The following is a 25,635-nucleotide window of genomic DNA, read 5'->3' on the forward strand; positions in this document are numbered from 1 at the left end:
CTTTCACGACGCCGGTACGCGTTCGGCGGACGACCAGCAGCAGCGGCGTGTCCCCCGTCAGGAGCCGCGGAGGAAGTCGCGGATCTTGGACCAGCGCTCGGCCACCGGCGCCTCGGCGCCGTGCCGCGTCGGCTCGTAGTAGCGCCGGTCGCGCACCTGCTCGGGCGCGTAGTCCTGGCGGACGAGCCCGTGGTCGTAGTCGTGCGGGTACTTGTAGCCCTCGCCGTGGCCGAGCTTGGCCGCCCCGGGGTAGTGGGCGTCACGCAGGTGGGACGGCACCTGGCCGATGAGCCCCCGTCGCACGTCGCCGATCGCGGCGCCGATGGCCTTGACCACGGCGTTGGACTTCGGCGCCAGCGCGCAGTGGATCACCGCCTGCGCCAGGTTGATCTGCCCCTCGGGCAGCCCGATGAGCTGCACGGCCTGCGCCGTGGCGACCGCGGTCTGCAGGCACGTGGGGTCGGCCATGCCGACGTCCTCGGAGGCGAAGATGACGATGCGGCGGGCGATGAAGCGTGGGTCCTCCCCCGCCTCGATCATGCGGGCCAGGTAGTGGAGCGCGGCGTCGGCGTCGGAGCCGCGCATCGACTTGATGAACGCGCTGATCACGTCGTAGTGCTGGTCGCCCTGCCGGTCGTAGCGGACGGCGGCCTTGTCGACCGCCTTCTCCACCACCTCGGCGGTGATGTCGTCGGCCAGCAGTGCCGCGGCCTCCAGGTACGTCAGCGACCGGCGTGCGTCGCCGCCCGCGAGGCGTACGAGATGGTCGAGGGCCTCGGGGGCCAGGGTGGCGCGGCCGCCGAGGCCGCGCGGGTCGGACACGGCGCGTTCCAGCACCGCGCGCACGTCGTCGTCGGACAGCGACTCCAGCGTGAGCAGCAGCGAGCGCGAGAGCAGCGGCGAGATGACCGAGAAGAACGGGTTCTCGGTGGTGGCGCCGATGAAGGTGACCCAGCGGTTCTCCACGGCGGGCAGCAGGGCGTCCTGCTGGGCCTTGTTGAAGCGGTGCACCTCGTCGACGAACAGGACGGTCTGGCGGCCCGTCATGCCGAGCTCGCGGCGGGCGTCGTCGATGGCGGCCCGCACGTCCTTGACGCCCGCCGACACGGCCGAGATCTCGACGAAGCGGCGCTTGGTGACGTTGGAGACGACGTAGGCGAGCGTGGTCTTGCCGGTGCCCGGCGGGCCCCACAGGAACAACGACATGGGGGCCTCGCTCTCGACCAGCCGCCGCAGCGGGGTGCCCTGGCCGAGCAGGTGACGCTGGCCGATCACCTCGTCGAGCGTGCGCGGGCGCATCCGCACCGCGAGCGGCTGCGGGGTGGCCTCCTCGGCGGCGGAATCGAACAGGCTGTCCACAACGCGAGATTACACGCTGGCCGCGGCCCACCGGTCCGCCGCCGGAGCCCGGCCCCCTACCCCCAGACGGCTCTCGCGCCGCTGTCGCCGGCCCGGAAGACGAAGTACGCCACCACGAGCGCCAGAGCCACCGTCAGCACGGTGAGGAGCACCGTGACGGGACGACCGAGACGGTCACGGCCCACCGAGTCGCGGGCGGGGCTGGTGGCGTACACCAGCAGGAGGGACGCGACGGTGAGGCCGAGCACCGACAGCAGCAGGGGCGTCGCGAAGCTCTCGTGGGTGGTGATGCGGGCGGCCAGTTCGCCCTCGGCCGTGCCGAAGCGGGCCTCCTTGAGTCGCTCGCCGCTCTGCCTGGCCGCGAACACCGCCAGGGAGCCGGCCGGCGCGAGCAGCACCAGCGCCCAGGCGACGTTTCCCCTCCAGCGGGGCACGAGCGCGTAGGCCACGGCGACGGCGACGAGCAGTGGCGTCAGCACGACCGCGAAGTGGATGATCAGGGGATGGGCCGGCAGGCCCAGTATCTGGTCGAACAAGGTCCCTCCTTTGGTGCTCATTTCAACTACGTGTGGGAGCGCGATATGGTTCGCGACCTCAGGAGTCAGTTCGCATGGCTTTCGCCACTTACGTCCGCCACATATCGAGGGCCGGTAGCATGCGCGGAGCTGTTAGGTCATGCGTTGGCAAAAGTGAAGGGACATAGCGGTGAGCGGCGACGACCGCCAGAACGAAGAAGACCGCCAGAGCGAGCTGGCGCGGGCGCACAAGGAACGGCAGGCCAAGCGAGCCTCCGAGCAGACCGGCAAGTCCAGGCGGAACACCTTCATCGGCGCCGGCGTTGCCGTGGTCCTGGTCGCGGGCGGCATCTTCGCCGCGACCACTCTGGTCGGCAAGAACGCGGACCCGGACCCGGTCGCGGCGGAGAGCAGTGCGTCCCCCACGGCTTCCACCGGGATCCTGCCCGACCCGTCGCCCACCCCGACGCGGACGGGCCCCGTGACCTGCTCCTACAAGCGGGACACCTCGGTGCCCAACAAGTTCGTCGGGCTGCCCCCCAGGAAGCCGACCGTCATGAAGTACAAGAAGATGACGATCGTCCTCAACCGGGGCACCGTCACCGTCGACCTGATGACGGACGCCGCGCCCTGCGCGATCAACTCGATCAATTTCCTGGCGAAGAAGAAGTTCTACACGAACATGAAGTGCCACCGCCTGGTCACGCCGGACGTCTCCGGCGTGCACATGCTGCAGTGCGGTGACCCGCAGGCCAAGGCCGACGGCAAGAACCCGACCGACGGCCAGGGCACGGCCGGCTACGTCTACGCCGACGAGAACATCGACATCCCGCTCGGCCAGGGCGTGGTGTTCATGACGCAGCCGGGCGACGCGGCGGGCCAGAACAACAGTCAGTTCGCCTTCTCCCTGTCACCCGAGAACCAGCAGATCGGCTCGGGCTACTCGGTCATCGGCATGGTCAGCGAGGGCATGGACACGCTGCTCGGCCTGGCCAGCAGCGGCAAGGACCTGATCATCAACGACAGCGACATCACCGGCGACGGCGGCACCACGGCCCCCAAGAACCCGGTGATCATCAAGCGGATCATCTTCTCCTGACCCGCGGCGGGACGGTCCTCCCCAGGCCCGTCCCGCACGGAACGCACGACAAAGGGCGGGCGTCGCACGCGACGCCCGCCCTTTGTCGTGTCTACTGCTGCTTGGGGGCGGCGTCGACGCCGGCCTCCTTGCGCTGCTCGGTCGTGATCGGCGTGGGCGCGCCGGTCAGCGGGTCGAAGCCCGAGGCGGTCTTCGGGAACGCGATCACGTCACGGATCGAATCGCCGCCGGACAGCAGCATGCAGATCCGGTCCCAGCCGTAGGCGATGCCGCCGTGCGGGGGCGGGCCGTACTTGAACGCCTCCAGCAGGAAGCCGAACTTGCTCTCCGCCTCCTCCTTGGAGATGCCGAGCACGTCGAAGACGCGCTGCTGCATCTCGGCCCGGTGGATACGGATCGAGCCGCCACCGATCTCCATGCCGTTGCACACCATGTCGTAGGCGTACGCGAGGGCCTCTCCCGGGTGGTCCTGGAAGTTGTCGGCCCACTCCGGCTTCGGCCCGGTGAACGGGTGGTGGACGGCCGTCCAGCCGCCCTCGCCGTCCTCCTCGAACATGGGGGCGTCGACCACCCACAGGAACGACCACTGCGACTCGTCGATCAGGCCGCAGCGCCGACCGATCTCGAGGCGGGCCGCGCCGAGCAGGTCACGCGAGGCGCTCCTGGCGCCGGCGGCGAAGAAGATCGCGTCGCCAGGAGCGGCGCCGACCTTGGCGGCCAGCCCGGACAGCTCCTCCTCCGACAGGTTCTTCGCGACCGGACCGCCGAGCGTGCCGTCCTCCTGCACGAGCACGTACGCCAGGCCCTTGGCGCCGCGCGAGCGGGCCCACTCCTGCCAGCCGTCGAGCTCCTTGCGGGTCTGCGAGGCCCCGCCGGGCATGACGACCGCGCCCACGTAGTCGGCCTGGAAGACGCGGAACGTGGTGCCGGCGAAGTAGTCGGTCATCTCGACGAGCTCCTGGCCGAAGCGCAGGTCGGGCTTGTCGGAGCCGAAGCGGGCCATGGCGTCGGCGTACGTCATGCGCGGCAGCGGCAGCGGGATCTCGTAGCCGACGATCTCCTGCCACAGCCGCCCGATCAGCTTCTCGCCGACCGCGATGACGTCCTCCTGGTCGACGAAGGACATCTCGACGTCGATCTGGGTGAACTCGGGCTGCCGGTCGGCCCGAAGGTCCTCGTCGCGGTAGCACTTGGCCAGCTGGTAGTAGCGCTCCAGGCCGGCGACCTGAAGGAGCTGCTTGAACAGCTGCGGCGACTGCGGCAGCGCGTACCAGTTGCCGGGCTGCAGGCGCACCGGCACCAGGAAGTCGCGCGCGCCCTCGGGCGTGGAGCGGGTCAGCGTGGGCGTCTCGACGTAGACGAAGCCGAGCTCGTGCATCACCTCGTTGGCGAGGTAGGTCGCCTTGGAGCGGACGCGCATCGCGTTGGCCACCTGCTGGCGGCGGATGTCGAGGTAGCGGTACTTCAGCCGCGCCTCCTCCGACACCCCCACGTTGCCCTCGATCGGGAACGGCAGCGGCGCCGACTCGCTGAGCACCTCGACGGTGTCGGCCACCACTTCGATCGCGCCGGTCGGCAGCTCGAGGTTCTCGTTGCCCTCGGGCCGTACCCGGACGTTGCCGACGACCTTCACGCAGTATTCGGCGCGCAGGTCGTGGGCGTGGTCCTCCTCGCGGAAGACCACCTGCGCCGAGCCGGAGGCGTCGCGCAGGTCGATGAAGACGACGCCGCCGTGGTCACGGCGACGCGCCACCCATCCCGCGAGCGTCACCTGCTGCCCGGCGTGCTCCTCACGGAGCGACCCGGCCATATGCGTGCGGATCACTGCACTTTCCCTTCATATGGAGAGGAGGGGAAGGGAAGCGGCGATCCGGCCCGCGCCGACCTGCGGATCACTTCACCTTTCCCTTCAGAACGTCGACGACCTGGGCCAGCGGCACCTCGGCCTGCTCGGCGGTGGCCAGGTCTTTCACTTGCGCGACCTCGGCGGCGAGGTCACGCTCGCCCAGGATCAGCGCGTACGCGGCACCCGAGCGGTCCGCACCCTTCATCGCGCCCTTGAGCCCCTTGCCGCCGAATGCCATGTCGGCGCTGACGCCCGCCCGGCGCAGCTCGTTGACGAGCTGGAACATCCGGCGGCGGGCGTCGTCACCCAGCGGGACACCGTACACCTGCACGCGCCTCTGCGTGGCGTCGTCGTCGAGCAGCCCTTCGGCCTCCATGGCGAGGAAGGTGCGGTCGACGCCGAGCGCCCAACCGACGCTGGGCAGCGGCGGGCCGTCGAGCATCTCGCTGAGGCCGTCGTAGCGGCCGCCGCCACCGACCGCCGACTGCGAGCCGAGCCCGTCGTGGACGAACTCGAACGTGGTGCGCGTGTAGTAGTCGAGGCCGCGCACGAGCCGCGGGTCGTCCTCGAAGGCGACGCCCTCGGCGGCCAGCAGCGTGCGGACCTCCTCGTGGTAGGCCTTGCAGGCGGCGCAGAGGTGGTCGACCACCAGCGGCGCGCCGGCCAGCTGCGCCTGCACCTCGGGCCGCTTGTCGTCGAGCACCCGCAACGGGTTGATCTCGATGCGGGCCCGGGTGTCGTCGTCGAGGTCGAGCCCGCGCAGGAACTCCTGCAGCGCCGCCCGGTAGGCGGGCCGGCAGTTCTTGTCGCCGAGCGAGTTGACGAGCAGCCGTACGTTCTTCAGCCCGAGCGAGGCGAAGCCGCGCACGCCGAGCACGATCAGCTCGGCGTCGAGCGCCGGGTCTTCCGAACCGAGCGCCTCGGCCCCCACCTGCCAGAAGTGGCGGTAGCGGCCCTTCTGGGCGCGTTCGTAGCGGAACTGGCTGCCGGAGTACCACAGCTTCACCGGCAGCTGGCCGGTGTGCAGGTTGTGCTGCAGCACCGCGCGCACGACCGAGGCGGTGCCCTCGGGGCGCAGCGTCAGGGAGCGGCCCGCCTTGTCGGGGAAGGTGTACATCTCTTTCGAGACGATGTCGGTCGACTCGCCCACGCCCCTGGCGAACAGCTGGGCGTCCTCGAAGACCGGCGTCTCGATGTAGCCGTAGCCGGCCCCGCGCAGCGGCGCGGCCAGCGCCTCGCGTACGGCGAGCACGCGCTCGGAACGCGGGGGCAGCCAGTCGAAGGTGCCTTTCGGTGCTTGGAAACTCATGAGATCCCCTGTGTGGGACCGGCGTGCGGCGCCGCCTCTTTCAGGTACGGGTTGGCGACGCGCTCGCGGCCGATCGTGGTCTGTGGTCCGTGGCCCGGCAGGACGACCGTATCGTCAGGCAGCGGCAGACACTTGGTAGCCAGGCTGCGCATGATGGTCGCGTGGTCGCCACCGGGAAGATCGGTGCGGCCGATGGAGCCGGCGAACAGCAGGTCGCCCGAGAACATGATGGCGTCATCGGGCAGCCGGAAGCTCACCGACCCCCTGGTATGGCCGGGCGTGTGGTCGACCACGAGTTCGAGACCGGCGAGCCGGAGCACGGCCCCGTCGGACAGCTCGCGCACGTCGTCGGGCTCGCTCAGGGTGAGGCCGCCGAACAGCGACTCGCTCGTGCCCGACCAGCCGGCGGCAGGGTCGGAGAGCAGGTGGCGGTCGTCGGGGTGGATCCACGCGGGGATGTCACGCGCGCCGCAGACCGGGGCCACCGACCAGACGTGGTCGAGGTGGCCGTGGGTGAGCAGGACGGCGACCGGCTTGAGCCGGTGCTCGCGCAGCAGCTCGTCCACGCCGTCGGTGGCGTCCTGACCTGGATCGACGACCACGCACTCCTCACCGGCGGCGGGCGCGACGACGTAACAGTTGGTCTGGAAGGCCCCTGCGGGGAAGCCGGCGATGAGCATCTGCCTCAGGTGATCTCGTCGAAAAGTCAATGGGAATGTAACCGAAGGGTACCGGTGCGGGTCGCCGGGCTGCGAATCATTACCCGTTGGCCGATACGATTCGCCCACCTCAGTTGATTGACTATGGGAGGCAAAGCGGTGGCCACGGGGAAGGACCGACAGAGGCAGCTGGCGCGCGAGCACCACGAGAGGCAGCTGCAGCGCCGCGCCGAGCACGAGCAGAAGGCAAAGCGCACGGCGATCATCGGCTCCACGGCGGGTGTGGTGATCGTGGTGGGCGGCATCGTCGCCGCGGTCGCCCTGCTCGGCGGTAACGACGCGGGCCCGGAGGCGGCGTCCTCGGCGTCCTCCTCGCCCGCCGCCACGGAAGCCGCGTCGGCGGCCACGGGCCCGAAGCCGTACGATGCGGCGACCGGTACGTGCGACTATGCCCCCGACACCACCGGCGGGCAGGTCAAGGACGTCGGCACGCCTCCGACGAAGGTCTCGACGAAACCCGCCACGAAGACGATGACGCTCAAGACCAATCTGGGCGACATCGTTGTCGAGCTGGACAACGCCAAGGCTCCGTGCACCACCAACTCGCTGGAGTTCCTGGCGAAGAAGAAGTACTACGACGGCAGCAAGTGCCACCGTCTCGGCAACGACCAGTTCCCCATGCTGCAGTGCGGTGACCCGACCGCGAAGGCCGACGGCAAGAGCCAGGACGGCTCGGGCGGCCCGGGTTACGTGATGGCCGAGGAGAACCTTCAGGGCGCCCAGTACAAGCGCGGTGTGATGGCGATGGCCAAAACCTCGGCGCCGGGCTCCACGGGAAGCCAGTTCTTCCTCGTTTACGGCGACATCGGACTTACCCCCAATTACACGCCGGTGGGTACGATCACCAAGGGGCTCGACATCCTGGACAAGGTGAACAAAGCGGGCGTGATCGCCGACAGCGGAGACGGGACCGGAGCACCAAAGCAAACCGTCGAAATCAAAGACGTGACAATCACCGGCAAGAGCTGACGTAATACAAACTAGGGACGAAGTAGTCCCGAAGGGTCTGATGGATAGTGCGGGAGGACACGGTGAGCACCGACCCGTGGGGCCGGGTAGACGACGACGGCACCGTCTACGTGCGTACGGCTGAGGGAGAACGGGCCGTCGGGTCCTGGCAGGCCGGTGAACCCGAAGAGGCACTGGCCTACTTCCATCGCAAGTACGACGAGCTGGCCGGCCAGGTTCAGCTGCTGGAGCAGCGCGTCCGGGGCACGGACCTCGCTCCGGCACAGGCCGAGTCGAGCATCGCCAAGCTGCGCGAGGCCGTGGCCGACGCCCACGCCGTCGGCGACCTGGGCGCGCTGGTCGCCCGGCTCGACGGCCTGACCGAGCTCGTCGGCCGGCGACGTGAGGAGGTCAAGGCGGCCCGCGAGCGGGCGCGCGCCGAGGCCAGGACGGTCAAGGAACGCATCGTCGCCGAGGCCGAGCGCATCGCGGACGAGACCACCCACTGGAAGTCCGGCGGCGAGCGGCTGCGCCAGCTCATCGAGGAGTGGAAGGCGGCCGACCGCATCGACCGGGTCACCGAGGCCCAGCTGTGGAAGCGGCTCTCGGCCTCGCGCACGGCCTTCGCCAAGCGGCGCAAGGCGTACTTCGCGGGGCTCGACGAGCAGCGCGAGGGCGTGCGGGCGACCAAGGAGCGCATCGTCGCCGAGGCCGAGGCCATCGCCGGCTCCACCGACTGGGGTGCGACCGCCGCGGCGTACCGCGACCTCATGCAGCAGTGGAAGAGCGCCGGCCGCGGCTCGCGCGAGGTCGAGGACGAGCTGTGGGGCCGCTTCAAGGCCGCCCAGGACCAGTTCTTCCAGGCTCGCTCCGCGGTGTTCGCCGAGCGCGACGCCTCGCTCGCGGCGAACGCCGAGGTCAAGGAGCAGCTGCTGGCCGAGGCCGAGAAGATCCTGCCGGTGACCGACGTACGCGCTGCCAGGGCGGCGCTGCGCGGTCTCCTCGAGCGGTGGGAGGCCGCCGGCCCCGTGCCGCGCGACCAGCGCGACCGGCTCGAGGGCGGGCTGCGCAAGATCGACGACGCCGTGCGCAAGGCCGAGGACGCGGAGTGGAAGCGCTCCAACCCCGAGGCCAGGGCCCGCGCCCAGAGCACGGTCGACCAGCTCCGCACGTCCATCGAGCAGTTGGAGAAGCAGCTCGCCAAGGCTCAGGCCGCCGGGCGCGCGAAGGACGTCAAGGAGACCGAGGAGGCCATCACCGCCCGCCGCTCGTGGCTGGCGGAGGCCGAACGCACCCTCGCCGAGTTCAGCTGACCCGTCAGCCGGGCTCTCCCCCGCGAGCCCGCCCCGCCGTCCCCGGCAGGGCGGGCCTACGGCTCCCCCGGAGCGCCGGTCATCGCGGGGTTCGCGTCGGGTGATCGGCAGGCGCGGGCAGGGGTCGGAGATCTAGTCTGAGGGCATGGATCCCGTCACCGCCGCGCGCGCTCTCGTCGAAGAGCTGTTCCCGGGCGCCCTGTACGCCTTCGTCGGCGGCAGCGTGCTCACCGAGCGCCGCACCGGCACCTCCGACCTCGACGTCGTCGTGGTGCTCGACGGCCTGGCCGTCCCCTACCGCGAGTCGCTGCGGTGGCACGACTGGCCGGTCGAGCTGTTCGTGCACAGCGAGACCAGCCTCGAGGCCTACTTCGACAAGGACTTCGACCGGCGCCGGCCGACTCTGGCCCGCATCTGCGCCGAGGGCGCCGTGCTGACCGACCGCACCGGCGGACGGGCCAGCGACCTGCAGAGTGCGCTCGGCGAGCGGTTGTCGTCCGGTCCCGGCGGGCTCACCCCCGACCAGGCGGAACGGGCCCGCTACGTGCTGTCCGACCTGCTCGACGACCTGGCCGGGGCGAGCGATCCCGGCGAGGAGGCGTTCATCCGCTGGGAGCTCGTCCGCGCCGTCGCCGGCACCGCGCTCGGCCTGGGGCGCAGGTGGGAGGGCAGCGGCAAGTGGCTGCTGCGCGAGCTGCGCGAGCACGACCCCGTGCTCGCCGACGAGCTGCTCGCCGCCCACGACAACCCGGTACGCCTGGCCGCCGTCGCCACGTCCGTCCTCGAACGGGCCGGAGGACGCCTCTGGGAGGGCTACCGGGCCGAGGGCGACCCTTTCCACCAGGTCCTGCGGCACGTCCGCTCAGGAGAGCTCTCCGGCGAGACAGCGCAGAGTTCCGGCATGCGACGGCTGGCCGCCGTCAGCGGAGCCACGACCGGATCGGCCCGGCTGTGGATGGGCCAGACCCATGTCGCCCCCGCCACCCGGTCCTCCGACCACCACCACGGCGCCTCCGAGACGGCCATCTACGTGGTCAGCGGCACGCCGTCGTTCGTGTTCCTCGACGAGGGCAAGGAGACGCGCTTCGACGCCCGGCCAGGCGACTACGTCTTCGTGCCCCCGTACGTGCCGCACCGCGAGGAGAACCCCGACCCCGAGAACGAGGCCGTCGTGGTGATCGCGCGCAGCACGCAGGAGGCCATCGTGGTCAACCTGCCGAGCCTGGCCGGATAGGTCAGCTTCCGGCGCCGCTCACACGGTAGACGTCGAAGACGCCCTGGATGTTGCGGACGGCCTTGAGCACGTGACCGAGGTGCTTGGGGTCGCCCATCTCGAAGGTGAACTTGCTGATCGCCACCCGGTCGCGCGACGTCGTGACCGAGGCGCTCAGGATGTTGACGTGCTGGTCGGACAGCGTACGCGTGACGTCGGACAGCAGGCGTGGCCGGTCGAGCGCCTCGACCTGGATGGCCACCAGGAACACGCTGTCGTCGCTCGGCGACCAGCTGACCTCGACCAGCCGGTCGGGCTGCGACTTCAGCTGCTGGACGTTGGTGCAGTCGGCCCGGTGCACCGAGACGCCGTGGCCCCGCGTGACGAACCCGACGATGTCGTCGCCGGGCACCGGGGTGCAGCACTTCGACAGGCGTACCCACACGTCGGCGTCGCCAGCCACGACCACGCCGGCTCCGCCGGCGCCCCGGGGACGCCCACGCAGCCGGGTCGGCAGCGAGGTCTCGGCGATGTCCTCCTCAGCGCCCTCGACGCCGCCGATCGAGGCCACCAGCTTCTGCACGACCGACTGGGCGGCCACGTGACCCTCGCCCACGGCCGCGTACAGCGCGGACACGTCGGGATAGTGCAGGTCGCGGGCGAGCGCCAGGAGCGCCTCGCCCGACATGAGCCGCTGCAGCGGCAGGCCCTGCTTGCGCATGGCCCGCCCGATGGCCTCCTTGCCCGCCTCGATCGCGGTCTCGCGGCGCTCCTTGGAGAACCACTGCCTGATCTTGTTGCGGGCCCGGCCCGACTTGACGAACTTCAGCCAGTCGCGCGACGGCCCGGCGTCGGGCGACTTCGAGGTGAAGATCTCTACCGTGTCGCCGTTGCCGAGCCGCGACTCCAGGGGCACCAGCCGCCCGTTGACCCGCGCCCCGATACAGCGGTGACCGACCTCGGTGTGCACGGCGTAGGCGAAGTCGACCGGCGTGGCTCCCTCGGGCAGGGCGATGACCTGGCCCTTCGGGGTGAACACGTAGACCTCGGAGACCGACAGGTCGAACCGCAGCGACTCGAGGAACTCCCCGGGGTCGGAGGTCTCCTTCTGCCAGTCGAGCAGCTGGCGCAGCCACGCCATGTCGCTGCCCGGCTTGACCTTGCCGGTGGGGCCGGACGAACCGACCTCCTCCTTGTACTTCCAGTGCGCGGCCACGCCGTACTCGGCCCGGTGGTGCATCGCGTGGGTGCGGATCTGCAGCTCGACCGGCTTGCCCTCGGGACCGATCACCGTGGTGTGCAGCGACTGGTACATGTTGAACTTGGGCATCGCTATGTAGTCTTTGAACCGGCCCGGCACCGGGTTCCACCGCGCGTGGATCGTGCCGAGCGCCGCGTAGCAGTCGCGTACGGTGTCGACCAGCACGCGGATGCCCACGAGGTCGTAGATGTCGTCGAACGCCACGTCGCGCGCGATCATCTTCTGGTAGACCGAGTAGTAATGCTTGGGCCGGCCCTTGACCACGGCGCGGATCCGCGCCTCCCGCAGGTCGGCCGAGACCTTCTCGATGACCTCCTGCAGGAACAGGTCACGGCGCGGCGCCCGCTCCGACACCATGCGCGCGATCTCGTCGTAGCGCTTGGGGTAGAGCATGGCGAAGGCGAGGTCCTCCAGCTCCCACTTGATCGTGTTCATGCCCAGGCGGTGGGCCAGCGGGGCGAAGATCTCGAGCGTCTCGCGCGACTTCTGGTGCCGTTTGTGCTCCGGCAGGTAGCGCATCGTGCGCATGTTGTGCAGCCGGTCGGCCAGCTTGATGATCAGGACGCGGATGTCGCGCGACATGGCCACGACCATCTTGCGCACGGTCTCGGCCTGCGCGGCGTCGCCGAACTTGACCTTGTCGAGCTTGGTGACGCCGTCGACCAGGCTCGCGATCGTGTCGCCGAAGTCGGTGCGCAGCTCGTCGAGACCGTAGGCGGTGTCCTCGACCGTGTCGTGCAGCAGCGCGGCGCACAGCGTCTCGTCGTCGGTGCCGAGTTCGGCCAGGATCGTCGCGACGGCGAGCGGGTGGGTGATGTAGGGATCGCCCGACTTCCGCTTCTGGTCGCGGTGGTGGTGGGCCGCGACCTCGTAGGCGCGCTCGACCAGGCGCAGATCGGCTTTGGGGTGCGTGGCTCGGACGGTGCGGAACAGCGGCTCCAGCACCGGGTTCATCGCCCCGCCCCCGAACCGCCGTCGACGCACCGCGGGCACACCGGACGCCTCGGCGTTCTCGGTTACGTCGGACGCGACCACATCACGGGGCACACAGACTCCTCACGCAGCGGCTCCTCACGTTCGAGTCCAGATCCCTCCAGTGTATCCAGGCGTCGCACCTGGACTTTCGTGGCCCGGTCTCACACCACGTCTCACACCACGACGAGCGATCGCACGTCGATGCCCGTCAGCCGCTCGCGTCCCTTCAGGAAGCCCAGCTCCATCAGCACGGCGACGCCGACGACCTCGGCTCCTGCCCGTTCCACCAGCTCCACCGCGGCCTTCGCGGTGCCTCCGGTGGCCAGCACGTCATCGACGATGAGCACGCGGTCGCCGGGCGCGAAGGCGTCGCGGTGCACCTCGATGGTGGCCGAGCCATACTCCAGATCGTAGGACTCCTCAAGTGTCGCGGAGGGCAGTTTTCCCTTCTTTCGTACGGGCACGAACCCCGCCCCCGCCCGGTACGCCGCCGGAGCGGCCAGGATGAACCCGCGCGCCTCGATGCCCACGATCTTGTCGGCCTCGTGCGCCCCGGCCAGTTCGTCCACGACCGCGGCCATCGCGATCGGGTCGGCCAGCAGCGGCGTGATGTCCTTGAACACCACTCCGGGCTTGGGGTAGTCGGGCACGTCCCTGATGCGGTCGAGGATCAACGTGCTCAGCTCGGTCATGGCGCTCCTCCGCAGTTCTCACCGGCCGTGTGCCGGGCTCCATGATGGTGCATCACGATCGTCCCGCGAACCCCGCCGGGGCTGAGCGTCCCGCTGACGCCCGCGCGAGCCGTTCCGGCACACGAACGGCGCCCCCGCCCCCGGGAGGGGACGAGGGCGCCGTGGAAGCCGCCTGGGCGGGTTGTCAGCCGTTCGCTACGGCCGCGCTTTTTTTGTTGCCACCGCCCTTGCCGCCGCCCGTGGAGGCGAGCCTCCTGGCGATGGCCTGGTACTTCGGCTCGCGCTCCTTCAGCGTCACCAGCAGTGGCGTGGCCACGCAGATCGAGGAGTACGTGCCGACGATCATGCCGACGAACAGGGCCAGCGACAGGTCCTTCAGCGTGCCCGCGCCGAGCAGCGTGGTGCCGATGAACAGGATCGCCGCCACCGGCAGGATCGCGACCAGCGACGTGTTCAGCGACCGGATCAGCGTGTGGTTGAGCGCGTTGTTGGCCGCCATCGAGTACGTCTGCTTGGAGGTGTGGCCCAGCTTGGCCGTGACCTCCTTGATCATGTCGAACACCACGACCGCGTCGTAGAGCGAGTAACCGAGGATGGTCAGGAAGCCCAGCAGCGTCGCGGGCGTGACCTCGAAGCCCGACCAGGCGTAGATGCCGGCCGTGATGACGAGGTCGTGGATGAGCGCGACGATGGCCGACAGTGCCATCTTCGGCTCGAACGCCATCGACAGGTACAAGATGATCGCCAGCATGAACACGCCCAGGCCGATCCAGGCCTTCTGGGAGACCTCACCGCCCCAGGACGGGCCGATGGACTGGATGCTGATCTGCCCGACCGGGACGTTGTACTCCTTGGCGATCTCCGACTGCACCTGCGTCGTGGTGTTCTCCGCCAGGTTCTCGGTGGTCACCCGCCAGCCGTCGCCGGCCGACTGCACGATCGCCTGGTGCGCGCCCTCGCCGATGACGGTCTCACGCACCTGCTCGACGGTGGCCTGCGGCGCCTTGAACGAGAACACCGTGCCGCCCCTGAACTCCACGCCCAGGTTGAGCCCGTTGATCAGCAGACCCAGGATGGAGATCAGCAGCAGGATGCCGGACAGGCTGTACCAGAGCCTCCATTTGCCGACGAAGTCGACGTCGATCTCGCCTCGGTAGAGGCGGCGCCCCAGTCCCATGTCAGGCCTCCTGCGGGGTGGTCGTGCGGCCGCTGTGCGCGTCGCTCATGCGTTCGGCGTCGAGCCCCGACAGCGGGTGGCCCTTGGCGAAGAACTTCAGCTTCGCCAGCACGGCGATGAACGGCTTGGTGAACAGGAACACCACCACGATGTCGATCAGCGTGGTCAGGCCCATCGCGAACGCGAACCCGGCGACACCGCCCACCGCGAGGAAGTAAAGCACGATCGCGGCGATGAACATGACGGCGTCGGCGATCAGGATCGTGCGCCGCGCGCGGACCCAGGCCACCTCGACGGCCGCGCGGAGCGTCCGCCTGCCCTCCTTCATCTCGTCACGTATGCGTTCGAAGTACACGATGAAGGAGTCGGCGGTGATGCCGATCGAGACCACCAGACCGATGATGTGCGGCAGCGACAGCCGGAAGCCGGCGTTGTGGCCGAGCACGACGACCGAGGTGTAGGTGATGACCGTGGCCACCACGAGGCTCAGCACCGCGACGATGCCGAGGCCCCGGTAGTAGAGCAGACAGTAGACGACCACGAGGGCGAGACCGATCAGGCCCGCGATCAGGCCGCCTTCGAGCTGGTCCTGGCCGAGGGTCGAGGAGACCGTGTCGACCGAGCTGCGGTTGAACTTCAGCGGCAGCGCGCCGTACTTCAGCTGGTCGGCCAGGGTGGTGGCGCTGGCCTGGTCGAACCCGCCGGTGATCTCGGCGCGGCCGCCGGGGATCGGGCTGATGATGTTGGGCGCGGTGATCACGACGCCGTCGAGCACGACCGCGACCTTGTTGCGCGGCTCGGGCGAGTTGTAGGCCTCCTGGGTGAGCTTGCCCCAGGCGGTCGCGCCGTTGCTCTTGAAGTCGAGCTGGACGACCCACTCGATGGTGCCCTGGCGGACACCGGCAGAAGCGGTGTCGATGTCGGTGCCGACGACCTTGGCGACGTCGAGGACGTACTTGAAGCTGCCGTCGGTCTCGCAGGCGGCGTACTGCTTGTTGGGGTCGTCCTGGACGCCCTGGCCTCGGTTGGCCGGGTTGGCGCAGTCGAGCTTGTTGAACTGCTGCAGCACCGCGGGGTCGATGCCGTTGGGGTCGATGCCGAGCTCTTCCGGGGACGGCGTGCCGCTCTGGCCCGTCGGGCTCGGCGTCGGGGTGGCGTTCTGGCCCTTCTGGTTCTGGCCCCGCGCGTTGTTCTGGCCGGCGTTCTGGGCGTTCTTCTGGCCCTGGTCGGCGTCGGCGTTCTCGCCCCGCGTCTTGCCCTGGCCTGCGTTCTGACCGGTGTTCTGGCCGTTGCGGCCCTGCGCGGGCGGCTCGGTCGGGTCAGCCGCGGGGGACTTGGCCGAAGCGCCGTTGGTCAGCGCGGACGAAAGCGCCTTGCCCGTCGGGGAGGCGCTCGGCTGCGAAGCGGACGGCTCGGCCGACGGACGGGCCGAACCGTCCGGCGCCGACCCCGTGGGCGAGGCCGTCGGGGTCGGCGCGTTGGTGGCGAGCTCCTGCGGGACCTGCGTGGGCGCCATGGCGAGCACCTGGCGGAAACGCAGCTCCGCGGTGGTGGCGACCAGCTTGATGGCCTCGCTCTGTCCGACTCCCGGGATGGAGATGATGATGTTGTCGCCGGACTTGGCGACCTCCGCGTCGGAGATTCCGGTGCCGTTGACCCGGTCGCGGATGATGTTGACCGCGCGGTCGAGGATCTCCTCCGGCGGGGCCGCGTTGTTCTGGGTAACGGGGGACAGAGTCACCGTCGTGCCGCCGGCGAGGTCGAGCCCCAGCTTGGGCGTGTACGCCTTCTGCAGGAACATCGTCCCGCCCAGGGCGAGGATGAGCGCCACAAGCACGAGGAGCGTACGCCCCGGCCGGCTGTGACGGCTGGTCGATCGGGCCACTGGTCGTCAGTTCTTTCAGATAGAGGTTTGTCGCAGAGCTTAGTCAGGACCGCTTGGTGTTGGAGTCCTGGTCCCCGTTCTGCTCCACGGCGGCCTCGGACTCCGTCTTGCCCTCCTCGTCGGGCTCGTCGGCCGGGGCGTCAGCAGGCACCACGACGCGACCGATCGCGGCCTTGATCCAGCGGGTCTCGACCCCCGGCGCGACCTCGAGGATCACGTCCTCGTTGTCGACCGCGACGACCGTGGCGAACAGGCCGGTGGTCGTCATGACACGGGAGCCGGGCGTCAAGGAGTTCTGCATCTTGACCGCGTCCTGCTGACGCTTGCGCTGAGGGCGGATCAGCAGGAAGTAGAACACCACCACCAGCAGAATCAGCGGCAGGATGCTAGTGAGTTGGTCCATAAGGGGCGACCTTCCGATTCTTGTACAGGAGTTGACACCGGCCTGGCACCGGAAATTCCGTGCGCAGCGTCGGGCCGCGCCGCTCAGCCCGTCAGCCTACACAGGCAGCCAAGGCTCGGAGTGTAGGCGCTTGTTGCGAAACGCGGCAACGAGGCAGCGTTTTGGCACGCGGGGAAGTTCCCATTGTGAAACGGTTGCAACCGATCTGTGATCAGGTGAAATCGGGAGCACCGAACACATCCGGCGGAGGGGTCATACCCAGATGGATCCAGGCAGCCGCGGTGGCCACCCGGCCCCGTGGCGTCCTGGCCAGCAGACCTTGGCGTACAAGGAAAGGCTCGGCCACCACCTCGACCGTCTCCGGCTCCTCCCCCACGGCCACGGCCAGCGTCGACAGGCCCACCGGCCCCCCGCCGAAGTTCTTCAGCAGGGCGCCGAGGACCGCACGGTCGAGCCGGTCGAGCCCTTCGGCGTCAACTTCGTAAAGATTCAATGCCGCTGAGGCAATTTCACGATTAATTACCCCATCGGCGCGCACGTCCGCGAAGTCGCGCACCCGTCTGAGCAGGCGGTTCGCGATTCGGGGCGTGCCCCGCGAACGCCGCGCGATCTCAAGGGCGCCGTCGGCCGGCAGCGTGACGCCGAGCAGCCCGGCCGAGCGCTGGAGCACCTGCTCGAGCTCGGCCACCTCGTAGAAGTCCATGTGGGCGGTGAAGCCGAACCGGTCGCGCAGCGGGGCGGGCAGCAGCCCGGCACGGGTGGTGGCGCCGACGAGGGTGAAGGGCGCGACGTCGAGCGGGATGGCCGTGGCGCCGGGCCCCTTGCCGACGACGATGTCGACCCTGAAGTCCTCCATCGCGAGGTAGAGCATCTCTTCTGCGGGCCTGGCCATGCGGTGGATCTCGTCAATGAACAGCACCTCGCCCTCGGTGAGGGTCGACAGGATGGCCGCGAGGTCGCCGGCGCGCTCCAGCGCCGGGCCGGAAGTGACGCGCAGCGGGGCGTTCAGCTCGGCTGCGATGATCATGGCCAGCGTCGTCTTGCCCAGCCCAGGGGAGCCGCTCATCAGCACGTGGTCGGGTGGCCGTTGCCGGCGCAGCGCGCTCTCGAGGACCAGCGACAGCTGCTCACGCACGCGGGCCTGGCCGATGAACTCACTCAGGCGTTTGGGCCGCAGCGCCGCCTCGACCTGCAGGTCGTCGCCTCCGGCGGCGGGCGACAGCATCTCCCGTTCAAAGCCCACGCCGGCCTCCACTCCCCTCGATCTCGTCGGCCATGTCACGCCCGCCCGCAACGCCCGCCACCGGGCGGGGCAGCGGGGGCGTCGGTGCGATCATCGGATGCTCAGCGCTCGCAGGGCGGCCTTCAGCAGGGCGGCGACCTGGGGCGAACGGCCGGCCGCGAGCTCGGCCTCGGCGTCGGGCTCCACGACGGCGATCGCCTGGTCGGCGTCCTTGCCGGAGTAGCCGAGGCCCACGAGGCCCGAGTGCACCTGCTCGCGCCACGGCGCCACGCGCTGCTCGCCGTTGAGTGCCGCGTTGAGCGCCGCCTCTGGCGTGCCGAGCCGGTCCTTCAGTTCGAGGACGATGCGCTGCGCGCCCTTCTGCCCGATGCCCGGCACCTGCGTGAGCGCCTTGAGGTCGGCGGCGGCCACGGCGGTGCGCAGCCCGTTGGGCGTGTGCACGGCGAGCATGGCCAGCGCCAGCTTCGGGCCGACGCCGCTGGCCGTCTGCAGCAGTTCGAACACGGCACGCTCGTCGTCGGTGGCGAAGCCGTAGAGGGTGAGCGACTCCTCGCGCACGACCAGGGACGTGGCCAGCCGGGCCTCGTCGCCCACGCGCAGTGTCGCGAGCGTGCCGGGCGTGCAGTGGACGAGCATCCCGACGCCGCCCACCTCGATCACGGCTCCGTCGGGCGCGATGGCCGTCACCTTGCCCGCCACCGATGCGATCACGGCCGACCGCCTCCTGTCACTGCTTCACCCTCGTACGACCTGGGAGTATCCCGCACTTGCCGACCGCGGCGCGCGGGAACGGGACGGGCTCGCCTCACGGCCGGGAACCGCCGCGGCCGGCCCGGGCCATGGCCTCGGCCAGACGGTGCTGGGCCCCGCCGCGCCAGATGTGGCAGATGGCCAGGGCGAGCGCGTCGGCCGCGTCGGCCGGTTTCGGCATCTCCGTCAGCCGCAGCAACCGGGTGACCATGGTGCCGATCTGCTTCTTGTCGGCCGTGCCGCTGCCCGTGACGGCGGCCTTGACCTCGGACGGGGTGTGCAGTGCCACCGGCAGCCCGCGGCGGGACGCGCACAGCACCGCGATGCCGGCCGCCTGCGCGGTGCCCATCACCGTACGGACGTTGTGCTGGCTGAAGACCCGCTCGACGGCCACCGCGTCGGGACGCACCTCGTCGAGCCAGCGCTCGATACCCGCCTCGATGCCGACGAGCCGGGCGCCGAGCTCTTCGTCGGCCCCGGTGCGCACCACCCCGACGGCCACCAGGGACAACGGCGCCCCGGGCCGACCTTCGACCGCGCCGAGGCCGCACCGGGTCAGCCCCGGATCGACGCCCATCACCCGCATCGGCATGCCCTCCGCCCGCCCGCCGAACACCTGTTCGCACGAGACTCTACCGCTGCCCGGCCGCCCGCGCACCGCGTGACACCCAACCGGCAGGGGCTGTGCGAGCGCCGTCCGTCAGAAGTAGTCCAGCATGTACGGCTTGGCGGCGAAGGCGGCGTCGAGGGCCTCGTCGTGTCGGTCGTCGCCGGTCATGAGGCCGCTGAGCCGCAGCGTGGCCGTGGGGACGCCGGCGTACAGGGCGGACAGGCCGTTGGCCCGGAGCCGGGGGCCGGGACCGTCGGCCGGCGTGGCCGCGCCCGAGCCGCCCGAGACCTCGAGCCGCCACGTGCCGTCGCCCCTGACCGGGTCGTCGACGGAGAGGACCGCGTCGCAGGACACGTGCGCGGGGAAGCCCCTGCGCTCCACGGCGGCGGGGACGTCGATCACCCGGAACATCCACCTGACCTGGGTGACCTGCTCCTTCGTCCGCTCGCGCAGCAGCCACAGCACCGGGTCGTCGGGGGCCACGGGGGCGACGACGTCGCGCGCGACCGAGGAGGCGGTGCCGACCAGGGACCACAGGGCGCGCAGGGTCTCGCCGGAGCCCGCGACGAGGTTGTCCACCCGGATGTCCTCGCCCTTCCAGCGGTAGCCGGCGTAGCCGTCGTCGGCGAGGTAGAGGAAGGCGTCCTCGTTGTCCAGCCAGACCGCCCAGGTGCGCTCGTCCCAGGAGACGGGGCCGCTGGAGCGGTTCGCGGCGTGGACGCGGTGGAGCACCGACACGACCTCTGCCGCGTCCGCCGGCCCCATCCGGCGCAGCTTGACCTGCCCGGTCTGCGGGATCCGGCGCAGCTGCTCGGCGGGGAGGCGCACCATGTGCTGGGCTCCGGCGTGCTCGTAGCCGAGCCCGCGGTAGATCGCGGTGGTGGCCGGGTAGAGCGCGGAGACGGCGTCGCCGAGCTGCGCGGCCCGCTCCATGACGGTTGTCATGAGGCGGGTGCCGAGGCCGCGGCCACGGTACTCCGGGTTGACAGCGACCCCCGCGACCCCCGCCATCGGCTGCGGCCGGCCGTGCCACCACTGCGTGAACCGGCGCAGCCGGGCCGCGGCGGCCAGCCGGTCGCCATCGAACGCGCCCAGGTAACGCCCCTCCGCCAGGGTGGGCAGCACGGCACGGCGCCATTGCTCGCGCTCGTGCGCCGGGATCGGGCCGAAGGCGCGCCTGCGCGCGTCGATGACGTCGTCGAGGTCTGCCTCGGTCAGGTCGCGTATCTCCACAAGCAGCAGACTCTACGCAGCGGGCGGGCCAGGCCGCCAACCGGTTACGCCGCCCCTGACGATCGCGAGCCGGTCGAGGTAGAGCAACTGGGCGGCCACGAGGGCGGCCAGCGCGACGCCGACCACGAGCAGCGGCGTGGCCGCCCCGGCGTCCGGCGTGCGGACCGCCTGCGCGCTGAGCTGGCCGGCCTGGGCGACCGCGGTGGTGAACAGCTCGGGCTCCTGGGCGACCAGCAGCGGCCACAGCAGGTCGTGGGCGTTCACCAGCGTGACCGCGCCGGCGAGGATGCCCGCCATGGGCAGCGACGGGAGGACAACGCCGCCGAAGAAGTCGCGGCCGGCGCGTTCGGACAGGCCCCTGCACAGCAGCGTGAGGACGAGCAGCGCAGGGACGCTGACCAGCACGGGCGGCACGAGGGCGGGGAAGGTGTCGACGAGATCGAGGTTGAGCATGTTCTGCCAGTTGGCGCCGCCGAGGACGCCGGTGCCGGCGAACAGCCACGGCGCGAAGAGCAGCAGCAGCCACTCGCTGTACCGGCCGATCGGGCGCAGGCCGCCGATGCCGAGGGCGCCGAGGTAGGCCACCCCCACCGACACGATCGCCCCGACGAGGGCGGGCACCCAGGTGTTGACCTGGGCCTGCAGCTCGCCGGCCGGGGAGCCGGGCGAGGCGAGCACGCCGTCGATCCAGGGCCAGGCGCACACGAGGCCCACGGCCACCACGACGATCAGCGTCGTCACGCCGACGGCCACCGCGACGGGTCCGCCCGCCCGCCGTACGGGCGGCACGGGCGCAGGCGGGAGGTCCTTCACCGGCCCCGACGACCACTCGGGACGAAGCGCGGGCGCCGCACCGGGGAACACCGCCCCGCCGCCGTACGGGCCTGCGGCCGCCCCGACGCCGTACGGGCTGGGCGCCGCGCGCTCGGCCCCGATCCGGGCGTCGGAATCCGGAGCCGCGTCGGGCGAGGTCAGGGTGATGCGCAGCCGGAAGGCCACCGCGACGAGCGTGGCGGCGATGCCCAGTGCGGCGAGGATCACCCACGTGAGCGTCGAGACGGCCGCACCCGGGCCGAACTCGGCCAATCTGAAGGCGTAGTCGTACGACAGACCCGCCAGCGTCTCTGTGGCGCGCTGAGGGCCGCCGTGGGTGAGCACCATGCCGAACGAGAACGCCTGGAGCCCCACCGCGACGACGGCGAACGCGAGCATGATCGTGACGGCGAGCATCGCGAGCCCCGGAGATCCGCCCCGCAGCACCGGCAGGTACGCGATGAGGGCCAGCGCGCACACGACGCCGAACGTGGCGGCCGCGACGATCAGCCGGAGCGTGCCGGGAGCGGTGGCCGCCTCACGCAACCCCTCGGCGAGGGTCACCACGCCGGACGCGTTGGGCGTGAGGCCGCGCATCCAGGCCGCGGCGATCCCGACGGGCGCGAACGTGACGACGGCGAGCGAGAGCGTGATGCGCCCTGCCCGTCTGGGCCAGGTGCCTGCGCGGTCGAGCGCCAGCGCCAGCAGCGGGCCTACCACCACGGTCACCAGCAGCGGGATCACCGTCAGGGACAGCGTGAACCCCAGGGCCCGCCAGAACTCGCTGCCGCCGAGCAACTCGGCGTAGTTGGCCGGACCGGCGTAGCTGATGTCGCGCAGCACGCCGCCGCTCTGAAAGCTGAGCCAGATCGTCTGTGCCGTGGGCAGGACGAGCGTGATGAGGGCGCCGAGCAGCGCCGGCACGGCGAGCAGCCAGCCGAGCGCCGGGGAGTGCGCCTGTGGGTGGTGGGGGGAAGTCACGACGCCCGACCCTACGCCGAGCGACCCCTTTCACGCACGCCCGGCCTCGCCGTACGTCGCCCGCCGCCTCACGAAAAGGCGGTCGGGCCGGCGCGCGGACCTCGTGCGCCGGCCGGGTGCGACTAGTCGAGCGCCGCGAGGACCTCGTCGGAGACGTCGAAGTTGGCGAAGACGTTCTGGACGTCGTCGCAGTCCTCCAGCGCGTCGATGAGGCGGAACACCTTCTTGGCGCCCTCCTCGTCGAGGGGCACGCTCATCGTGGGCAGGAAGCTCGACTCGGCCGAGTCGTAGTCGATGCCGGCCTCCTGCAGCGCCTTGCGCACCGGCACGAGGTCTCCGGCCTCGCAGACGACCTCGAAGGAGTCGCCGATGTCGTTGACCTCCTCGGCGCCCGCGTCGAGGACGGCCATCAGCACGGTGTCCTCGTCGAGCCCGTTCTTGGGGACGATCACGACGCCCTTGCGGTTGAACATGTACGACACCGAACCGGGGTCGGCCAGCGAGCCGCCGTTGCGGGTCAGCGCGACGCGGACCTCGGAGGCGGCGCGGTTGCGGTTGTCGGTGAGGCACTCGATGAGCACCGCGACCCCGCCGGGCGCGTAACCCTCGTACATGATCGTCTGCCAGTCGGCGCCGCCGGCCTCGAGGCCGCCGCCACGCTTGCGTGCCCGCTCGATGTTGTCGTTGGGCACGGAGTTCTTCTTCGCCTTGAAGATGGCGTCGAAGAGGGTGGGGTTGGCGTCCGGGTCAGGGCCACCGGTCCGGGCCGCCACTTCGATGTTCTTGATGAGCTTGGCGAACAGCTTGCCGCGCTTGGCGTCGAGCGCGGCCTTCTTGTGCTTCGTCGTCGCCCATTTGGAGTGGCCGGACATTACCTAGAGCTCCCTCACCATGTCTACGAAGTAACGGTGCACGCGGACGTCCCCGGTGAGCTCGGGATGGAACGACGTCGCGAGCAACGGCCCTTGACGGACCGCGACGATCCTATCCCCAGGCTCGCACCTGCCCAGCACTTCGACGTCCGCGCCGAGGGATTCGACCCATGGCGCGCGGATGAACACGGCGCGCACGCGCTCGCCGGCGAAGTCGAGATCGGACTCGAACGAGTCGACCTGGCGGCCGAAGGCGTTGCGCCTGACCACCATGTCGATGCCGCCGATGGTCTGCTGACCGGCGATGCCGTCCTCGATGCGGTCCGCCAGCATGATCATGCCGGCGCACGACCCGTAGGTGGGCATGCCCTCCTTGATGCGGACGCGCAGCGGCTGCAGCATGTCGAAGGTGTCGGCGAGCTTCCACATCGTGGTCGACTCGCCGCCGGGGATGACGAGGCCGTCGACCGCGTCCAGTTCTGCCGGCCGGCGCACCGCGACGGCCGTGGCGCCTGCCTCCGCGAGCATGCGCGCGTGCTCGCGCACGTCGCCCTGGAGAGCGAGAACACCGATCGTGGGCACAGTCGATCCTTCCGTCCGGGTACGGGTTTCCGACAATTCAACACCAGGCGGACCCGGCATCTTCCGCCAGGGGACGCGCCGTCGGCGCCGCGCAGGTCGACACGGGTGACCGCGCGGCCATGCGGCGTCGAACGGGTCAGGTCGAGGGCGCGGTGCCGGCCTCGCGGACCAGGTGGTCGGCGTCCACGCGGACCAGGGCGCGCAGGTGGTGGCGCCGGGTGACGAGGACGCCCATGCCGATCACGCAGCAGGCCGCCCCCACCCAGTACGGCAGCCCGGGGCTGATCTCCTCGCCCAGTTCGGTGGCGATGAACGGGGCCAGCGCGCCGCCCATCCAGCGGACGAAGTTGTAGCCCGCGGAGGCCACGGGCCGCGGGGCGTCGGAGACCTCCATGGCCGACTCGGTGAAGACGGTGTTGTTCAGGCCGATGGGGATGCCGGACAGGACGGTGAACACGATGATGCCGACGTGTCCCGACAGCGCGATGCCGATCTGGAAGACGGCGAGCAGCCCGAGCGCCAGGTGCAGCACGTTCACCGACCCGATCCTGCGCTGCAGCGGCGGCGCGGCGAACACCGACGACAGCGCGACGCACACGCCCCAGCCGAAGAAGACGGTGCCGAGGCCGTACGGGGACAGGTCCAGGATGAACGGGGTGAAGGCGAGCAGCGTGAAGAAGGCGAAGTTGTAGAACAGCGCGGTGAAGGAGGTGGTGGCCAGGCCGCCGTGGGCGAGCGCCCGGATCGGGGCGCTGATCTTGGTCTTCACCTCAGGCTTGGGCGTCGACCTGAGCAGCGTGGCGATCAGCACGAAGCCGACGGCCATGAGCGTGGCGGTGCCGAAGAACGGCGCCCGCCAGTTCCAGTCGCCGAGCGCCGCGCCGAGCAGCGGGCCGGTGGACAGGCCGAGGCCGAGGGCCGACTCGTACAGGATGATGGCCGACTCCGCGCCGCCGCTGGCGGCGCCGACGATGACGGCCAGCGCCGTGGCCACGAACAGGGCGTTGCCGAGGCCCCAGCCCGCGCGGAACCCGACCAGCTCGGCGACGCTGCCGGAGGTGCCGGCCAGCGCGGCGAACACGACGACCAGCGCCAGGCCGGCCAGCAGGGTGCGCTTGCCCCCGATACGGCTGGAGACCCAGCCGGTGATGAGCATGGCGACCGCCGTGACCGTGAAGTAGCTCGTGAAGAGCAGCGACACCTGGCTCGGCGAGGCGTGCAGGCCTTGGGCGATGGACGGGAGGATGGGGTCGACCAGGCCGATGCCCATGAAGGCGACCACCGCCGCGAAGGCGGTGGCCCAGACGGACATGGGCTGGCGGAGGATTCCGCCGGATCGCACGCCGGATTCCACGAATGCTCCTTACCTACGAGCGGCCGAGCTTCTCCAGGACGGGCAGGGCGGCCGCGAGTGTGGCGCGCTCGTCCTCGGTGAGCGCGGCCAGTTCCACGGTGAGGCGAGCGATCCTGACCGTCCGGACGGCTTCGAGGCGTTGCCGTCCCTCGGCGGTGAGCTCGACCGTCCGGACGCGCGCGTCGGCGGGGTCGAGGCCACGGGTCACGAGGCCTGCGTCCTCCAGCCGGTTGACCTGGACGGTCATGGTGGGGAGTTGCACGGCGTGCTCCTCGGCGAGCTCCGTCATGCGGCGCGGGCCGTGCTGGAGCGAGCCGAGGACGCCGTACTGCTGACTGGTCAGGGGCTGACCGGCGGCGGAGCGCCTGAGCAGGAAGACCAGGTGCCGCAGCACCTGGGAGAACTGCTCGGCCAGGTGGGTGGGATCGTCCCTCATGCTGAGGTGAACTAACTTAGCATGCCTAATATTTCCGGACATGACCC

At 70.5% G+C, this 25,635-nt stretch carries 23 protein-coding genes; 4 read left to right on the forward strand and 19 right to left on the reverse strand.

The genetic code is table 11. The annotated features are described in order from the left end of the window. Positions 1-57: 57 nt before the first annotated feature. The gene (locus BLR04_RS09090; RefSeq protein WP_449291523.1) at positions 58-1,299 is read right to left on the reverse strand and encodes a replication-associated recombination protein A; all 1,242 of its coding nucleotides are present in this window, start codon (positions 1,297-1,299) and stop codon (positions 58-60) included. Between the two features lie 116 nt (positions 1,300-1,415). Continuing rightward, a complete protein-coding gene (locus BLR04_RS09095; protein ID WP_090761710.1) occupies positions 1,416-1,895 on the reverse strand; it encodes a DUF2231 domain-containing protein in 480 nt (159 codons plus the stop codon). A gap of 169 nt (positions 1,896-2,064) precedes the next feature. On the opposite strand from BLR04_RS09095, the gene BLR04_RS09100 reads away from it, so the two are divergent. Then, complete coding sequence (locus tag BLR04_RS09100; protein WP_090761712.1) at positions 2,065-2,973, forward strand: peptidylprolyl isomerase; 909 nt, start codon at positions 2,065-2,067, stop codon at positions 2,971-2,973. A 91-nt stretch (positions 2,974-3,064) separates the two neighbouring features. On the opposite strand, the gene aspS is transcribed toward BLR04_RS09100, so the two are convergent. The 3 genes from aspS to BLR04_RS09115 all read right to left on the reverse strand — a co-directional run bounded on the left by aspS (position 3,065) and on the right by BLR04_RS09115 (position 6,808). Further along, entirely contained in the window at positions 3,065-4,798 is a 1,734-nt protein-coding gene (gene aspS / locus BLR04_RS09105) for an aspartate--tRNA ligase (protein ID WP_090761714.1), read from the reverse strand. 67 nt (positions 4,799-4,865) lie between these two features. Next, positions 4,866-6,128: a histidine--tRNA ligase gene (gene hisS / locus BLR04_RS09110; protein ID WP_090761716.1), complete on the reverse strand. Its 1,263-nt coding sequence runs from the start codon at positions 6,126-6,128 to the stop codon at positions 4,866-4,868. Beyond that, on the reverse strand, positions 6,125-6,808 hold the full coding sequence (locus tag BLR04_RS09115) for an MBL fold metallo-hydrolase (RefSeq protein ID WP_090761718.1): 684 nt from the start codon (positions 6,806-6,808) through the stop codon (positions 6,125-6,127). The genes hisS and BLR04_RS09115 overlap by 4 nt, the downstream gene beginning before the upstream one ends. A 138-nt stretch (positions 6,809-6,946) precedes the next feature. On the opposite strand from BLR04_RS09115, the gene BLR04_RS09120 reads away from it, so the two are divergent. The 3 genes from BLR04_RS09120 (at position 6,947) to BLR04_RS41655 (ending at position 10,342) form a co-directional block, all read left to right on the forward strand. After that, a complete protein-coding gene (locus BLR04_RS09120) occupies positions 6,947-7,816 on the forward strand; it encodes a peptidylprolyl isomerase (protein ID WP_342672261.1) in 870 nt (289 codons plus the stop codon). A 62-nt stretch (positions 7,817-7,878) separates the two neighbouring features. Further along, positions 7,879-9,108, forward strand: a complete 1,230-nt coding sequence (locus BLR04_RS09125; protein ID WP_090762233.1) for a DUF349 domain-containing protein — start codon at positions 7,879-7,881, stop codon at positions 9,106-9,108. 145 nt (positions 9,109-9,253) lie between these two features. Next, positions 9,254-10,342, forward strand: a complete 1,089-nt coding sequence (locus BLR04_RS41655) for a cupin domain-containing protein (protein ID WP_245740127.1) — start codon at positions 9,254-9,256, stop codon at positions 10,340-10,342. Between the two features lies 1 nt (position 10,343). On the opposite strand, the gene BLR04_RS09140 is transcribed toward BLR04_RS41655, so the two are convergent. From BLR04_RS09140 to BLR04_RS09205, 14 genes are all read right to left on the reverse strand, one after another. Next, positions 10,344-12,536 (reverse strand): RelA/SpoT family protein, encoded by a 2,193-nt coding sequence (locus BLR04_RS09140; RefSeq protein ID WP_090762237.1) that lies wholly within the window; start codon positions 12,534-12,536, stop codon positions 10,344-10,346. Positions 12,537-12,730: 194 nt separating this feature from the next. After that, on the reverse strand, positions 12,731-13,249 hold the full coding sequence (locus BLR04_RS09145; protein WP_090761722.1) for an adenine phosphoribosyltransferase: 519 nt from the start codon (positions 13,247-13,249) through the stop codon (positions 12,731-12,733). A 184-nt stretch (positions 13,250-13,433) separates the two neighbouring features. Beyond that, positions 13,434-14,426 (reverse strand): protein translocase subunit SecF, encoded by a 993-nt coding sequence (gene secF / locus BLR04_RS09150; protein WP_143021995.1) that lies wholly within the window; start codon positions 14,424-14,426, stop codon positions 13,434-13,436. Between the two features lies 1 nt (position 14,427). Next, positions 14,428-16,263: a protein translocase subunit SecD gene (gene secD / locus BLR04_RS09155; RefSeq protein ID WP_090762239.1), complete on the reverse strand. Its 1,836-nt coding sequence runs from the start codon at positions 16,261-16,263 to the stop codon at positions 14,428-14,430. A 91-nt stretch (positions 16,264-16,354) separates the two neighbouring features. Then, a complete protein-coding gene (gene yajC, locus BLR04_RS09160; RefSeq protein WP_090761724.1) occupies positions 16,355-16,714 on the reverse strand; it encodes a preprotein translocase subunit YajC in 360 nt (119 codons plus the stop codon). Positions 16,715-16,925: 211 nt separating this feature from the next. Then, positions 16,926-17,939 carry a Holliday junction branch migration DNA helicase RuvB gene (gene ruvB / locus BLR04_RS09165; RefSeq protein ID WP_245740164.1) on the reverse strand — a complete coding sequence of 338 codons (1,014 nt, stop codon included), beginning with the start codon at positions 17,937-17,939 and terminating at the stop codon, positions 16,926-16,928. A 108-nt stretch (positions 17,940-18,047) separates the two neighbouring features. Then, positions 18,048-18,668, reverse strand: a complete 621-nt coding sequence (gene ruvA, locus BLR04_RS09170) for a Holliday junction branch migration protein RuvA (RefSeq protein WP_090761726.1) — start codon at positions 18,666-18,668, stop codon at positions 18,048-18,050. A 94-nt stretch (positions 18,669-18,762) separates the two neighbouring features. Then, complete coding sequence (ruvC, locus tag BLR04_RS09175) at positions 18,763-19,293, reverse strand: crossover junction endodeoxyribonuclease RuvC (RefSeq protein WP_090762243.1); 531 nt, start codon at positions 19,291-19,293, stop codon at positions 18,763-18,765. A 114-nt stretch (positions 19,294-19,407) separates the two neighbouring features. Then, entirely contained in the window at positions 19,408-20,550 is a 1,143-nt protein-coding gene (locus tag BLR04_RS09180; RefSeq protein ID WP_245740128.1) for a GNAT family N-acetyltransferase, read from the reverse strand. Positions 20,551-20,562: 12 nt separating this feature from the next. Then, positions 20,563-22,344, reverse strand: a complete 1,782-nt coding sequence (locus BLR04_RS09185) for a carbohydrate ABC transporter permease (RefSeq protein WP_090761728.1) — start codon at positions 22,342-22,344, stop codon at positions 20,563-20,565. Positions 22,345-22,466: 122 nt separating this feature from the next. Next, complete coding sequence (locus BLR04_RS09190; RefSeq protein ID WP_090761730.1) at positions 22,467-23,216, reverse strand: YebC/PmpR family DNA-binding transcriptional regulator; 750 nt, start codon at positions 23,214-23,216, stop codon at positions 22,467-22,469. Positions 23,217-23,219: 3 nt separating this feature from the next. Next, a complete protein-coding gene (pdxT, locus tag BLR04_RS09195) occupies positions 23,220-23,858 on the reverse strand; it encodes a pyridoxal 5'-phosphate synthase glutaminase subunit PdxT (RefSeq protein WP_393492574.1) in 639 nt (212 codons plus the stop codon). A 76-nt stretch (positions 23,859-23,934) separates the two neighbouring features. Beyond that, positions 23,935-25,152, reverse strand: coding sequence for an MFS transporter (locus BLR04_RS09200; RefSeq protein ID WP_245740129.1), 1,218 nt, complete (start codon positions 25,150-25,152; stop codon positions 23,935-23,937). Positions 25,153-25,165: 13 nt separating this feature from the next. Beyond that, positions 25,166-25,588: a MarR family winged helix-turn-helix transcriptional regulator gene (locus tag BLR04_RS09205; protein ID WP_090761734.1), complete on the reverse strand. Its 423-nt coding sequence runs from the start codon at positions 25,586-25,588 to the stop codon at positions 25,166-25,168. Positions 25,589-25,635: the final 47 nt, after the last annotated feature.

The sequence above is a fragment of the Nonomuraea maritima genome, assembly GCF_900100395.1.
GTDB classification, from domain to species: Bacteria; Actinomycetota; Actinomycetes; order Streptosporangiales; family Streptosporangiaceae; genus Nonomuraea; species Nonomuraea maritima.

Excerpts from the sequence above, each read along its gene's own strand:
- BLR04_RS09090 (WP_449291523.1), bottom strand. The coding sequence starts at position 1,299 with ATGCGCCCGCGCACGCTCGACGAGGTGATCGGCCAGCGTCACCTGCTC.
- hisS (WP_090761716.1), bottom strand. The coding sequence starts at position 6,128 with ATGAGTTTCCAAGCACCGAAAGGCACCTTCGACTGGCTGCCCCCGCGT.
- BLR04_RS09115 (WP_090761718.1), bottom strand. The coding sequence starts at position 6,808 with ATGCTCATCGCCGGCTTCCCCGCAGGGGCCTTCCAGACCAACTGTTAC.
- BLR04_RS41655 (WP_245740127.1), top strand. The coding sequence starts at position 9,254 with ATGGATCCCGTCACCGCCGCGCGCGCTCTCGTCGAAGAGCTGTTCCCG.
- BLR04_RS09140 (WP_090762237.1), bottom strand. The coding sequence starts at position 12,536 with ATGAACCCGGTGCTGGAGCCGCTGTTCCGCACCGTCCGAGCCACGCAC.
- BLR04_RS09145 (WP_090761722.1), bottom strand. The coding sequence starts at position 13,249 with ATGACCGAGCTGAGCACGTTGATCCTCGACCGCATCAGGGACGTGCCC.
- secF (WP_143021995.1), bottom strand. The coding sequence starts at position 14,426 with ATGGGACTGGGGCGCCGCCTCTACCGAGGCGAGATCGACGTCGACTTC.
- yajC (WP_090761724.1), bottom strand. The coding sequence starts at position 16,714 with ATGGACCAACTCACTAGCATCCTGCCGCTGATTCTGCTGGTGGTGGTG.
- ruvB (WP_245740164.1), bottom strand. The coding sequence starts at position 17,939 with ATGCTGTCGCCCGCCGCCGGAGGCGACGACCTGCAGGTCGAGGCGGCG.
- ruvC (WP_090762243.1), bottom strand. The coding sequence starts at position 19,293 with ATGCGGGTGATGGGCGTCGATCCGGGGCTGACCCGGTGCGGCCTCGGC.
- BLR04_RS09190 (WP_090761730.1), bottom strand. The coding sequence starts at position 23,216 with ATGTCCGGCCACTCCAAATGGGCGACGACGAAGCACAAGAAGGCCGCG.
- pdxT (WP_393492574.1), bottom strand. The coding sequence starts at position 23,858 with ATGCCGGGTCCGCCTGGTGTTGAATTGTCGGAAACCCGTACCCGGACG.
- BLR04_RS09205 (WP_090761734.1), bottom strand. The coding sequence starts at position 25,588 with ATGAGGGACGATCCCACCCACCTGGCCGAGCAGTTCTCCCAGGTGCTG.